10 protein-coding genes are annotated in these 12181 nt (G+C 59.8%); 5 read left to right on the top strand and 5 right to left on the bottom strand.

All coding sequences use genetic code 11. The annotated features are described in order from the left end of the window. Positions 1-46 precede the first annotated feature (46 nt). A complete protein-coding gene (locus AB4N80_RS18605) occupies positions 47-1330 on the top strand; it encodes a transporter (RefSeq protein ID WP_122565501.1) in 1284 nt (427 codons plus the stop codon). Positions 1331-1491: 161 nt separating this feature from the next. On the opposite strand, the gene AB4N80_RS18600 is transcribed toward AB4N80_RS18605, so the two are convergent. Then, positions 1492-2817, bottom strand: a complete 1326-nt coding sequence (locus tag AB4N80_RS18600; RefSeq protein WP_122565502.1) for a sigma-54 dependent transcriptional regulator — start codon at positions 2815-2817, stop codon at positions 1492-1494. A 341-nt stretch (positions 2818-3158) separates the two neighbouring features. On the opposite strand from AB4N80_RS18600, the gene AB4N80_RS18595 reads away from it, so the two are divergent. Continuing rightward, positions 3159-3425 carry a hypothetical protein gene (locus AB4N80_RS18595; RefSeq protein WP_013693488.1) on the top strand — a complete coding sequence of 89 codons (267 nt, stop codon included), beginning with the start codon at positions 3159-3161 and terminating at the stop codon, positions 3423-3425. A gap of 184 nt (positions 3426-3609) precedes the next feature. Beyond that, the gene (locus AB4N80_RS18590; protein ID WP_122565503.1) at positions 3610-4899 is read left to right on the top strand and encodes a hypothetical protein; all 1290 of its coding nucleotides are present in this window, start codon (positions 3610-3612) and stop codon (positions 4897-4899) included. Between the two features lie 89 nt (positions 4900-4988). On the opposite strand, the gene nhaA is transcribed toward AB4N80_RS18590, so the two are convergent. The 4 genes from nhaA to gnd all read right to left on the bottom strand — a co-directional run bounded on the left by nhaA (position 4989) and on the right by gnd (position 9618). Further along, a complete protein-coding gene (gene nhaA / locus AB4N80_RS18585) occupies positions 4989-6170 on the bottom strand; it encodes a Na+/H+ antiporter NhaA (protein WP_122565504.1) in 1182 nt (393 codons plus the stop codon). A gap of 132 nt (positions 6171-6302) precedes the next feature. After that, complete coding sequence (locus AB4N80_RS18580) at positions 6303-7124, bottom strand: HAD family hydrolase (RefSeq protein ID WP_122565505.1); 822 nt, start codon at positions 7122-7124, stop codon at positions 6303-6305. After that, complete coding sequence (gene zwf / locus AB4N80_RS18575; RefSeq protein ID WP_305467152.1) at positions 7121-8641, bottom strand: glucose-6-phosphate dehydrogenase; 1521 nt, start codon at positions 8639-8641, stop codon at positions 7121-7123. The genes AB4N80_RS18580 and zwf overlap by 4 nt, the downstream gene beginning before the upstream one ends. Next, positions 8638-9618, bottom strand: a complete 981-nt coding sequence (gnd, locus tag AB4N80_RS18570) for a phosphogluconate dehydrogenase (NAD(+)-dependent, decarboxylating) (RefSeq protein ID WP_460090425.1) — start codon at positions 9616-9618, stop codon at positions 8638-8640. The genes zwf and gnd overlap by 4 nt, the downstream gene beginning before the upstream one ends. Before the next feature lie 274 nt (positions 9619-9892). Between gnd and AB4N80_RS18565 the strand changes: the two genes are divergently transcribed. Then, a complete protein-coding gene (locus AB4N80_RS18565) occupies positions 9893-10066 on the top strand; it encodes a DUF6026 family protein (protein WP_163006701.1) in 174 nt (57 codons plus the stop codon). 375 nt (positions 10067-10441) lie between these two features. Beyond that, positions 10442-12181 (top strand): phosphoethanolamine transferase CptA, encoded by a 1740-nt coding sequence (locus tag AB4N80_RS18560; protein WP_122565508.1) that lies wholly within the window; start codon positions 10442-10444, stop codon positions 12179-12181.

Here is a 12181-nt window from a genome sequence, read left to right as displayed (position 1 = left end):
ACTACGCTGATTTCCGACCATTGGGCAAATAGGGACGGCATATTTCATGTATCGATCCGTATCGTTGCGCGCTGTGATCTGTTTAAGCACGTTGTTCCCGGCGGCCGTGTTGCAGGCGGCCCCGGATGCCGATATCGAAGCACTGAAACAGGAACTTCTCGAGCTCAAGCAACGATACGAGGTCCAGCAAAAGGCCCTGGCGGTGCTCGAACAACGGGTTCGCCAGGTGGAGGACCAACCCGCCGCGCCGCCGCCCAAGCGCCTGGCCAAATCCCCGGCCGACATGAAAGGCAACCAGACCGTGGCCGGCGGTGGCACGGCAACGGCTGGTGGCAGCGGCTACGGGCAGTCCCTGGCCGATGATTCCCAACCGGCCCAGAGCGTCTCCAACCTCTATGACGAGGCCAGCGGTTTCTTTGGCGGGGGTAAATTCAGTTTCGAGACTGGCGTGACCTATTCGCGCTACGACACGCGTCAACTGATCCTCAACGGTTTCCTGGCCCTGGATTCGATTTTCCTGGGCAACATCAACCTCGACCGGATCAAGGCCGACACCTGGACGCTGGACCTCACCGGCCGCTACAACTTCGATAATCGCTGGCAGTTCGACCTCAACGTGCCGGTGGTCTACCGCGAATCCACGTACCAGTCAGGCGGCGCGAACAGCGGCGCGGCCGGTGTCACCAGCGAAGAAACCGTGACACGCGACCCGACCATTGGCGACGTCAACTTCGGCATCGCTTACAAGTTCATGGATGAGTCGATCAACTCTCCGGACGCGGTGGTCACCCTGCGAGTCAAGGCCCCCACCGGCAAGGACCCGTTCGGCATCAAGCTGCGCCAGTCCCAGGCCAACACCAATCTGTTCGTACCTGACGACCTGCCCACCGGCAACGGCGTGTGGTCGATCACGCCTGGGCTCTCGCTGGTCAAGACCTTCGACCCGGCCGTTCTGTTCGGCACCCTTTCCTACACCCATAACTTCGAAGAATCGTTCGACGACATCAGCTCCACGGTCAACCAGAAGGTCCCGGGCAAAGTGCGGATCGGCGATAGTTTCCAGATCGGCGCGGGTATTGCCTTTGCCTTGAACGAGAAGATGAGCATGTCGTTCTCGGTCTCCGACCTGATCCAAAAGAAAAGCAAGCTCAAACAGGACGGTGGCGACTGGGAGTCGGTGACCTCCAGCGACGCCAACGCCGGTTACTTCAACATCGGCATGACCGTCGCCGCGTCCGACAACCTGACCATCGTGCCCAACCTGTCCATAGGGCTGACCGACGATGCGCCGGATTTCACCTTTAGCCTGAAATTCCCGTATTACTTCTGATGCCCTCAGGGATATGTGACGAACACATATCCCAAGCGCACTGCAAAACCATTGCGGGAGCGGGCTTGCTCGCGAAGGCGTAGTGTCAGGTTAGTCAATATCACTGACACACCGCTTTCGCGAGCAAGCCCGCTCCCACAATGAGGTGTTGGTTGACAGTTCTAGCGGATCTGATGCTTGTGCAGCAGACGATAGAACGTCGGCCGGGACACGCCCAGCACCCTGGCGGCCACGCTCAGGTTGTCGCTGTGGCGGTTGAGCACATCGCTCAGGGCCTGGCGTTCGGCGCGGGTCTTGTAATCCTCCAGCGTGCCCATCGGCGCCGCAACGCCCTGTTGGCTGGCCAGGCCGAGGTCCCGGGCTTCGATTTGTCGCCCTTCGGCCAGCACTAATCCACGACGGACGCGGTTGGCCAGCTCCCGTACATTGCCGGGCCAGTCATGCATGCCCATCGCCACCAACGCATCCTCGCTGAAGCTGCGGGGACGGCGGCCGGTTTCCTGGCTGTAGAAATGGGAAAAGTGGCTGGCCAGCATCGCCAGGTCACCATGGCGCTCGCGCAGCGGTGCCATCGCCACTTGCAATACGTTCAAGCGGTAATACAGATCCTCGCGAAATCGCTTGTGCTCGATGGCCGCTTCAAGGTCCACATGGGTGGCCGCCAAGATCCGCACATCGACCGCAATCGGCTGGCTGCCACCGACCCGCTCAATGTGTTTTTCCTGCAGGAAACGCAGCAGGTTGGCCTGCAACTCCAACGGCAGGTCGCCAATCTCATCGAGAAACAACGTGCCCCCATGAGCCGCCTCGATCCGTCCGATCTTGCGTTGGTGAGCACCGGTAAATGCGCCCTTCTCATGACCGAACAATTCTGACTGGATCAGGTGCTCCGGAATCGCACCGCAGTTGATGGCGATGAAAGGCTTATTGCGCCGGTGAGACTGACAATGCAGGGTGCGCGCCACCAGCTCCTTGCCGGTGCCGCTCTCACCGCGAATCAACACCGGCGACTCGGCAGGCGCCAACTTGCTCAACAACTTGCGCAGTTCGCGAATCGGCTTGCTGTCGCCCAGCAGTTCATGTTCGGGCTGATCGATGTGAATCGAGCCCTGTCCCCGCAAGCGCGCCATGCCAAATGCCCGGCCCAGTGTCACCTGGACCCTGGACACGTCGAAGGGCAAGGTATGGAAGTCGAAAAACCATTCGCAGACAAAATCACCGACGTTCTGCAGGCGCAAGACTTCCTGGTTGAGCACAGCAATCCACTCGGTGCCGCTGCGGCTGATCAACTCCTTGACCGCTTCCGGGCGCTCCAGGTGAAAAGGTTGCAAGCGCAACAGGCCGACGTCACAGCTCCGATCACCGGCGTGTTCGAGGGCACAACTGTCCACCTCCCACCCAATGGTGCGCAGCCCTGGCAACAGGCGATGACAATCGTCGCAGGGATCAACCACGAGCAGACGACGTGACGTACTGGCTTCGATCATGACTGATCCTTGGCGCCAAAATAAAGAAATGTGAGTAGAAACAGTCGTTTGGCTAACCTGCATGTAACAGTAGCAAGAAGTTGACGCGCCCTTGTATCAATTGATTATCGAGATCATCTCAAACTGGTTATAAGCGACGGGTTCGTTAGTTATCGCGGACGCTTTTCTTTCACGGCACTTTCAAACAAAAGTCCAAAAGCCTGGTCTGAAAGAAAATCGAAATTTATTTAAATAATGTGTGACCCGCCTACGGGTTCGGGACATCAGTACAAGTAACCAGCCGCACGGTACGCCCAACCGACGGCACATCATTTGTTTGGGCACACTTAAGAGAAAACGCCATGAACGCCCCGCTCCGTATCAACGAAGCTCTTTTGATTGCCGACCGCGCATTCCGTCCCTTCCAATGCGTGGCCTGGGCTCCACAGGACGGTAACGGCGAACTTAGCCTGACCGTCATCGACCGTACCAATACTCATATTGGTCGCACTCAGATTCCAAGCAGCGCCTATACCGACCCGGTCCAACTGGCTGATCTGTTGAAACAAGCCCGTGCTGAATTGAGCCAGGAAGGCTACACCTTGCAATCCTGGTCGATGCCTGAATAAAACGCCGGTAGAGCCTGTTATCGATTGCAGGCTTGGCATTGGGTTGTAAAGCCATTGTTATGGCACGCATCGCCCCTGTAACTACAGGACCTGACAGTTGTGCATTGTCACATTCAGGGATTGAATGTTGCCCTCATGCAGTCATCGCCCGTTCGGGCCGATCGACACGCAAGGAGAGGCTGGCATGCTCGATCAGTTCGCGTTCGTACTTCCCAAGCCCCTGGCCCACGCCGGGCAACTTGACCCAGGCTTTGCCGCCAACGGCAAAGCCTGGGTGCATTTCGAAGACAGCACCTCAAGCCTGATCACCGGATTGACCCTCGACCGCGCCGGCCGAATTCTGGTCGCGGCGAGGATCGAGACCGCCCATGGCAGCCGGTTCGGGCTGGCGCGACTCAACCATGACGGTTCGACCGATCCGGGTTTCGGCAGCCGCGGCTGCGTGATCGGCGCGTTCGAACAGGGCTTCGAAGCGACGGCGGGTAAAGTGATCGAGCTGCCCGACGGGCATATCCTGCTGTCCGGCCTGCACTACGAAAACAACGAACACACCCTTCCTGCCCTGGCGCTGTTCGATCAGCAGGGCCGTGCCGTCCCGAGCTTCGGCAACGCGGGCAGGCACATCATCCGGCTCTGCGGCAATCTCTCCCAAGGCCTGCGCGATCCCTGGCTGCCGCCCGGCGTGCCGGGGCTTGAGGCCTGCGACATGCAAGTACAGGCCGATGGCCGGATCCTCTTGCTCGCCAACCATCACTATCAATTGTCCGACCATGTCGGTGTACTGATCCGGCTCCTGCCGGACGGCGCCTTGGATACCTCATTCAACGGCCGTGGTTTCGTGATGGTCCGACGCTTGTTGAAAAATACCTGGCTCGGCTGCCTGATGCTCCAGGCTGACGGGCATATTGTCGTCGGTGGCGCCATCGACTTGCCCCAGCATGGCCTGATCGCCCGCTATGACAGTAGCGGCAAGCTCGACGACAGCTTCGGCGAAGAGGGCTTCCTGTCCATCCTGGCGCAGGGTCATAGCGCGATGGTCAGCCAGATCGTCCAGGATGCGAACGGTGATCTGCAGGCGTTCGGCAGCAGCCGCGACCCGATGCATAGCCTGTCGCTGAAAGTGCGACCGGACGGCAAGCCGGATCGTCATTGCAACCAGGGCCAATGCCAGCTCATGGCAATCGGGCGCAACGCCAGCCAATGGACCGCCGCCCAGCTTCAACCGGACGGCAAGCTGGTGACCGCCGGCGCCACCATCGGTGGTATTGAAGCCGATTTTGTGCTTGCCCGGCATTTGCCGGATGCCAGCCTCGATCCGGATTTCGGTGAAGGCAAAGGCTGGGTCCGCACGCGACTCGGCTACAGCCTGGACACCGCCACCGTCCTGGCTGTGCAGGCTGACGGCAGAATCCTGGTGGGCGGCTACTCGCTCCAGGGGCATTATCGGGCGGTGGTTGCGCGGTATTGGGCCTGAGCAATGTCCCCCGGTTCAGCACTATTGAGCGGCGTATGCCTCTATTGAAGCTTGCATAACTGAAAAGCCCACCATCAGGCGGGCTTCAATCATGTTCTCGAAGAGGCGCAGAACCGCAACACCAGGATGCCCGCGAGTGCGGCCAGGGTAGAACCGGCCAATACGCCGACCTTCACTTCATCGATCAACAACTGGGCGCCGGGGAATGCCAGGTTGCCTATGAACAAACTCATCGTGAAGCCGATGCCGCACAATAACGCCACCCCATACACCTGTCGCCACGAACTGTGGGTCGGCATTTGCGCCAGCCCTGTCTTGATCGCTACCAGCGCGAAGGTGAAGACGCCTATCTGTTTACCCAGCAACAACCCGGCAGCAACACCCAGCGGCACAGGATCAAGCAGGTTGCTCAGGGACACCCCTGCCAGAGAAACACCGGCATTGGCGAAGCCGAAAATGGGCATGACAACGAACGCAACCCACGGCGACAAGCGCTGTTCGAGTCTGAGCAGCGGGGACTGCGCTTCGTCGAGGTGTTTGTTCAACGGGATGCAAAAAGCAAGGGCGACACCCGCCAAGGTCGCATGTATGCCTGATTTAAGCACCAGTACCCAGAGCACCACACCCAGCACCAGATAAGGCAACAACCGAGTGACTCCGGCCCTGTTCATGATGAACAACACAGCGATCACAGCGGCGGAGGCGGCAAGCATGGCCACATCCAGGCCGGAGGTATAGAACACGGCGATGATAGCGACCGCGCCCAAGTCATCGAGAATGGCAAGCGCGGAAAGGAAAACCTTCAGGGATATCGGCACTCTGCTGCCCAGAAGCGAGAGCACTCCGAGCGCAAACGCGATGTCGGTGGCCGCCGGAATGGCCCAACCCGCCAACGTTTCGGCAGAGTTTCTGTTGACCCAGGCATAGATGAGGGCGGGCACGATCATCCCTCCCAGCGCAGCGAACCCCGGCAGCGCTCTCTGGCTCCATTTGGCCAGTTCCCCCACTTGCATTTCTCGCTTGATTTCAAGGCCTACCAGCAGAAAGAACACCGCCATCAACGCATCGTTGACCCAATGTTCAAGTGACATTCCCCAAAAGGACGAATGCAGCACACCGGTATAAGTGGGTAATAGCGGGCTGTTAGCCACGATCAACGCAGCGAGCGCCGAAAGCATGAGCACGATGCCGCCAGAGGACTCCGCTTGCATGAAGCGCTCCAGTGGCGTGGCCTTGCGCGAATTACCGCCCTGAGTTGAAGTGTTCCCCATCATTTCCTCCCATAATCCGATCAGGCCTGGATTCTACCCAATACTTGGACGAGCTGTAGTAGTTGTCTTACAACTCGTTCAGATCGAAGAGGATTACGGAGAAAGCAGCCTTGCGCAGGGTTCGCAATCGCATTACCTCAACAGGATGTAACGATCTATCGCCAATGCCGCGCCGTCTTCGGTCACGGCGGCGGTCACCACATCCGCCTGGCGCCTGATGGCCTCCTCCGCCTGGCCCATGGCAATCGACAATCCCGCCCGGTGAAACATCGCCGGATCGTTGCCACCGTCGCCCATCGCCGCCGTCTGCTCCAGCGGCACGTCGAGGAAAGCGGCCAGGGTCGACAGCGCTTCGCCTTTGTTCGCCTTCATCGCCGTCACATCCAGGTAGATCGGTTGTGAACGCGACACCTGGGCCTGCCCCTTGAGCAACGGATGCAGCCGAGCCTCCAGTTCCACCAGCAAGTCCGTATCAGCGCTGGTGGCGACGATCTTGTCGATCCGCTCCAGGTAAGGCTCGAAACTCTCGACCTCCACCGGCGGGTAGCCCAGGCCTCTCGTCTCCACCGGCACCATCGGACCGTTGGCGTCGCGCACCAGCCAGTCGCCATCGGCGAATACCCAGACTTCGATGCCAGGCTGATCGGCGTACAGCGCCAGCGTGGCCAATGCAGCCTCGGGTGGCAGGTAATGGACGGCGAGGAAACTGCCGTCGGGATGAACCAGCGTGCCGCCATTGAACGCCGCCGTGGGCAGATCGACGCCCAGGGCCTCGATCTGCTGCAACATGGCCCGTGGCGGCCGCCCAGTGGCGAGGCTGAACAGCACCCCGGCCTCCCGCAATGCGCGAACCGCTTCGATGGTGCGCTGGTTGAGACTGTGATCAGGCAGCAGCAAGGTGCCGTCCATGTCGCTGAGTAAAAACCGGATGGGACGCTTCACCGGATCACTCATCCGAGGCCATGCCAGACGCGATTGTCGCGGGCCAGCAAGTCATCGGCGGCGGCCGGGCCATCTTCACCGGCCTCGTAGGGCTGGACCGTTGCGTCCTGCTGCCAGGCATCGAGGAACGGCTGCACGGCGCGCCAGCCGTTTTCAATGTTGTCGGCACGCTGGAACAGGGTCTGGTCACCGGTCAGGCAATCGTAGATCAGGGTTTCGTAACCCGTGGACGGCTGCATTTCGAAGAAGTCCTTATAGGCAAAACCCAACTCGATATTGGCCATGTCGAGCGCTGGCCCAGGCCGTTTGGCCAGCAGATCGAACCACATGCCTTCATTGGGCTGAATCTGGATTCTCAAGTATGTAGGTTGCAATTCGTCGACTTCAGTGTCGCGAAACTGCGCGTAAGGCGCCGGCTTGAAGCAGATGACGATCTCCGTGTCCCGCACGCTCATGCGCTTGCCGGTGCGCAGGTAGAACGGCACGCCCACCCAACGCCAGTTATCGATCATGACCTTGAGGGCGACGTAGGTCTCGGTGTTGCTGTCGGCGGCGACGTTGGCTTCCTGGCGATAGCCGGTCACCGACTTGCCGCCGACCTCGCCGGCGGTGTACTGGCCGCGGATCGAGTTGGCGCGGGCCTGTTCCACCGACCAGGGCCGGATCGCCCCGACGACCTTGGCCTTTTCCCCACGCACGGCGTCGGCCCCGAATGCCGCTGGCGGCTCCATGGCCACCATCGCCAGCAGTTGGAACAGGTGGTTGGGCACCATGTCCCGCAGGGCACCGGTGTGTTCATAAAAACTGCCACGGGTTTCCACGCCGACGGTTTCGGCGGCGGTGATTTGCACGTGGTCGATGTAGTGATTGTTCCAGAACGCCTCGAACAGACTGTTGGAAAAACGGCTAACCAGAATGTTCTGCACCGTTTCCTTGCCCAGGTAATGGTCGATGCGATAGATCTGCTTCTCGCTCATGACCTTGAGCAGGCAGGCGTTCAGTGCTTCGGCGGTGTGCAGATCGGAACCGAAGGGTTTTTCGATCACCACCCGCCGGAAGGCCCCCTCCTGTTCCTGAAGCAGCCCGGCCGCACCGAGGCGGCTGACCACTTCACTGAAAAAGCGCGGCGCGGTCGCCAGGTAGAAGACCGCGTTGCCGGTGCCGCTGGCGGCGATTTTCGCCGCCAGCGCCTGGTAGGTGCCGTCATCGAGGAAATCACCCTGAACGTAGCTGATGCCCTGGGCCAGCTTGGCCCACAGCGCCGGGTCGAGCGCGCGGTCGGCATCACCACCCTTGCTCGCCGCTTCGTTACGGATGAAGTCCTCGAGTTTCTTGGCAAAATCCACATCGCTGATGGCGTTGTGGTCAACCCCAATGATGCGCAGCCCATCGCCCAGCAGACCGTCGCGACCGAGGTGGTATAACGCCGGCATGAGCAGGCGCTTGACCAGATCGCCATGGGCGCCGAACAGGAACAACGTGGTCGGCGGCGCGGGTTCTGCCTTGGATTTGCTGGCGATCGAGGTCATTTTTTCGGCGTCTCCACGTGGCCACCAAAGCCGAAACGCATGGCCGAGAGCATTTTGTCGCCGTAGGTGCTTTGCTGACGCGAGCGGAAACGGGCGAACAGCGAACTGGACAGGACCGGAACCGGCACCGCTTGCTCGATGGCGGCCTCAATGGTCCAGCGCCCTTCACCGCTGTCGGCAACTTCACCGGAAAAACCGTCCAGCTTCGGATCGCTGGCCAACGCGTCGGCGGTCAAGTCCAGCAACCAGGACGAGACTACGCTGCCACGACGCCAGACTTCGGCGATATCGGCCACGTTCAGGTCGAAACGCTGCTCGGGGGGCAGGCTTTCGCTGGATTTTGTCTTGAGGATGTCGAAGCCCTCGGCGAAGGCCTGCATCATGCCGTATTCGATGCCGTTGTGGATCATCTTCACAAAATGCCCCGAACCCGCTGGGCCCGCGTGGATGTAGCCACGTTCGGCACGGTCATCGTCGGATTTGCGGTCACGGGTGCGCAGGATGTCGCCCATGCCCGGCGCCAGGCTGTCGAACAGCGGGTCCAGGCGCTTCACCACCTCGGCCTCGCCGCCGATCATCATGCAGTAACCGCGCTCCAGGCCCCAAACGCCGCCGGAGGTGCCGACATCCATGTAGCTCAGGCCTTTTTCCGACAGGGCCTGTGAGCGACGGATGTCGTCCTTGTAATACGTGTTACCGCCGTCAATGATCACGTCACCCGGCTCGAGCAGCTCGCTGAGAACGTTGATGGTGTCTTCGGTGGGCGCTCCGGCCGGCAGCATGACCCAGACCGCCCGTGGTTTTTCCAGGCCGGCGACCAGCGCCGGCAAGTCCGCGACGCCCGTGGCGCCTTCCTGGCGCAGGTTTTCGACAAAAGCGGCATTGCGGTCATAGACGACGGTGGCGTGCCCATTGAGCATCAGGCGCCGCGCAATATTGCCGCCCATGCGGCCCAGTCCAATGATCCCGAGTTGCATGTGCTGATGCTCCCTACTACAAATAAAGGTGTGTCAAAGATTTAACACTATCGACTAAAGGAGGTTAGTCCAGAGCATTGCTGCATAGTTTCCGGGTAATTCGAGCGATCACAAGGGATAACGCTCAAGATCCGGCCAAAGACACAGCGACCATGAAAAATAAAAAAGTTCCAATCACAAGCAAAAGAAATCAGAATCGGCGCCGATAGTAGAGGTGTCGACCAAATCATGGCGACATCTCTATAGTTGATGTACGCCATTTGCGAGGTGAGCAATGGGCCCTGTCGTTACCGCACGTCCTCCCCAAACCCTTTATGTGACCATTCGTCGCGATGAATTGCGCCTACTCAAGGAAGAACGCGATCTGCTGCTCGATGAAGTGACGCAACTGCGCATGCAGCTGCAACACTCACAGCTGTCCCATCAGAGCCAGTCCCTGGCTCGGTAACCGCCCCTGAGACATAGCGTCGGGAAATGACACTGGCCAGACCGGTGTCATTTTGTGGGAGCAAGGCTTGCCCGCGATAGCCGCGCCGCGGTCGAATAGCTGAACCGCGTTATCGTTCATCGCGGGCAAGCCTTGCTCCCACTGGCCTTGCTCTCACAGGACTTGCTCCCACTGGCCATGCTCTTACAGGCCTCGCTTTCACAGATCCCTCCTTACCCCAGGTGCATTCGCATCTGATCTGCATTTTGTATCCGAAAAACTCACAAAGTTTTCACAACCGGCTCGTAATACTCCCCGCCTTTAAGGTTGCTCGACGCAAGCCTGCGGTCACCAATCCGGTGCCGGCAGCTTCGTCGACAAAGGCTGGAGCGCTTGATGAGCTTGTTCAAACGCAGCAAAACGACTGCGAAAGGTTTTGACTGGGCCGGATTCGGCTGGCTGTTTCTGTTCTTCTGGTACTTTTCGGGTATCACCCAACTGCTCATCCTGCTGAGCGACACCTCAGGTTTCACCGGCTTTCGCCAGGCGTTCGTGATGAGTGCGGTGTGGCTTGCGCCCCTGCTGCTCTTCCCCGCCCGCACACGCTTGCTCGCGGCATTGATCGGTGTGGTGCTGTGGGCTTGCTCCATGGCCAGCCTGGGCTACTTCTTCATTTACCAGCAGGAATTTTCCCAGAGCGTCATCTTCATCATGTTCGAATCGAACGTGTCTGAAGCCGGCGAGTACCTGACCCAGTATTTTGCCTGGTGGATGGTGGCGGCGTTCCTGGCCCATACCGCCGTTGGTTATTGGCTCTGGACCCGTCTGCGCCCGGTATACCTGCCCCGGGGCCAGGCCTTTGTGGCGGCAACTGTTCTCGTGCTCGCCGTGGTCGGCTATCCGCTGGTCAAGCAGACCCTGCGCACCGGCAGCTTCGCCGGTGGCCTGGAGAAATTCGAAAATCGCATCGAACCGGCGGTGCCGTGGCAGATGCTGGTGGCCTACCGCCGCTACGGTGAGCAACTGGAGAACATGCAAGGCATGCTCCACAGCGCCAGCAAGATTCCCCCTCTGAGCAACCTCAAGGATGCCATGGCGGAACAGCCGGCTACCCTGGTGCTGGTGATCGGCGAATCCACCAATCGCCAACGCATGAGCCTCTACGGCTACCCGCGAGAAACCACGCCGGAGCTGGACAAGCTCAAGGACCAGCTTTCGGTGTTCGACAATGTCATCACCCCGCGCCCCTACACCATCGAAGCGCTGCAACAGGTGCTGACGTTCGCCGACGAGGAAAATCCAGACCTGTACCTGAGTACGCCATCGCTGGTGAGCATGATGAAGCAGGCCGGCTACAAGACCTTCTGGATCACCAACCAGCAGACCATGACCAAGCGCAACACCATGCTCACGACTTTTTCCCAACAGGCCGATGAGCAGGTGTACCTGAACAACAACCGCAACCAGAATGCCGCGCAGTACGATGGCGACGTGATCGAACCGTTCAACAAGGCCATGGCCGACAGCGCCCCACGCAAGCTGATCGTGGTGCACCTGCTCGGCACCCACATGAGCTACCAGTACCGGTATCCGCCGACGTTCAACAAGTTCACTGACCGCCAGGGTGTACCGGCAGGCCTGCGCGATGATCAGGTCCCGACCTACAACAGCTACGATAACGCGGTGCTGTACAACGACTTCGTCGTGTCCAGCCTGATCAAGGATTACGCCAAGACCGACCCCAACGGCTTCCTGCTGTACCTGTCGGACCACGGTGAAGACGTGTTCGATTCGCAGGGTCACGGCACGCTTGGCCGGAACGAAGGCAAGCCGACCGCGCCGATGTACACCATTCCCTTCATGGCCTGGGCCTCGCCCAAGTGGCGGGAAAACCATGACTGGAACTTTGCGGGCGACCTGTCCCGGCCCTACAGCAGCTCGCACCTGATTCACACCTGGGCGGACCTGGCCGGCTTGAGTTTTGATGAGCTGGACCACAGCAAAAGCCTGGTCAGCGATGACTTCAAGGCCCGTCCGCTGCTGATCGGCGATCCGTATCAAACCCAGCGCAAGGCCTTGATCGACTTTAGCCTGATGAAACCCAAGGCGCCGTTGGCTGAAGTCGTGCAGAAATAA

The organism is Pseudomonas sp. H3_A02 (genome assembly GCF_054671965.1).
The sequence above is the reverse complement of the archived record's forward strand: the minus strand, read 5'-3'. Positions and strand labels throughout refer to the sequence as shown.